This window comes from Nonomuraea sp. NPDC049784 (assembly GCF_040659615.1).
In the GTDB taxonomy this organism is placed as follows: Bacteria; Actinomycetota; Actinomycetes; order Streptosporangiales; family Streptosporangiaceae; genus Nonomuraea.
Genome location: NZ_JBFAMX010001302.1, coordinates 1 through 1,092, shown reverse-complemented (window position 1 = coordinate 1,092; position 1,092 = coordinate 1). Strand labels below are relative to the sequence as shown.

Below are 1,092 nucleotides of genomic sequence, written 5' to 3'. Positions count from 1 at the left end.
GCGATCGAACTCGTCACGAGCGGTGTCGCCGCCGGGGTTCTTCGCCGCGGCCGACTGGATACGGGCGGCGCCTTGTCCATGGGTGTGTGCTTGCTCATGTCGGTGCCGTACCCGCATACGCCGGGGAGCGCCGCGATGGCACGGTCAAAAACTTCGGCAAGAGGCTGACCGGACACCGGGCACCCATGATCGGACCACATCTCCTCCGCCGCTGCCCCTGCCCGTCCTGCAGCCCCACCACGGGATCCTAGGCCGCAGCGTCGGCGGCCATACCGCCTTGGCAGGCCTGGGGACGTAGGTCAGACGGAGGCGTAACGTCGCCAGCGTGACGACTGACAGCGGTGAGTGGGAGACCCGTCATCAAGACAACATGATCAATCTGGCCGATGACCTGGCCGAGTTGGACGCGGCGCTGCTGGCCCAGCTCGACCCCGTGGACCGGGCCCGGCAAGAGCGTGCCCGCCAAGCGCTGTGGCTGTATGCCGACGCCATGTGGGATGCGGTCAAGGCCACCAAGCCGGGCGAGGGAACCCCGGCTGCCCGCAACCCTTACAACTGCGTGGCCGCGCTGCGCGATTTCACCCAGGCTCTTCATAGCAGCGCGCAACAGGCGCAGCAGGCGGCCGGCGATCCCGATCCCGATCCCGATCCCGGCGACGACGATGCCGGTGACGTCGCCATGTGGGCCGAGCGGTTCACCAAGCGCGGGTCCGACGTCCCGACCTACACACTTCCGGATCTCGCCCCAAACGTGTGAGACAGCCGACACCTTCCCGCAGGGCCCCAGCAACAGATGTCCGAAGGGCGGCGCGGTGAGCAAGGGCAACCGGTTGAGGGCACGCAAGAAGCCCGAAAGGTTGAGCGAGCAGGCTCTGATCAACGGCTGGTCTGACACTGCTGGTGTCCGCATTCGGCAAGCTCGGCCCGGTGACCTGCCGGCCATTGCCGAGTTGGTGCCGCTGGCCGCCGGCGTCCGGCTGGAAGACGTGCTGCGGGAAGCGGTGACGGCCGACATCGCGGGAGCCGCCCTGCGCAGCGGGTTGCGCGGAGGTGTCGGCGCCTTTCACCGGCATCTGGCCGAGCAGTTCGCCC

2 protein-coding genes are annotated in these 1,092 nt (G+C 68.4%); both read left to right on the top strand.

Annotated elements, in window-relative coordinates:
- Window positions 1–325: 325 nt before the first annotated feature.
- Entirely contained in the window at window positions 326–757 is a 432-nt protein-coding gene (locus tag AB0J09_RS65590) for a hypothetical protein (protein ID WP_360714705.1), read from the top strand.
- A gap of 55 nt (window positions 758–812) precedes the next feature.
- The coding region (locus AB0J09_RS65585; protein ID WP_360714703.1) for a hypothetical protein at window positions 813–1,092 on the top strand (280 nt) is incomplete at its 3' end.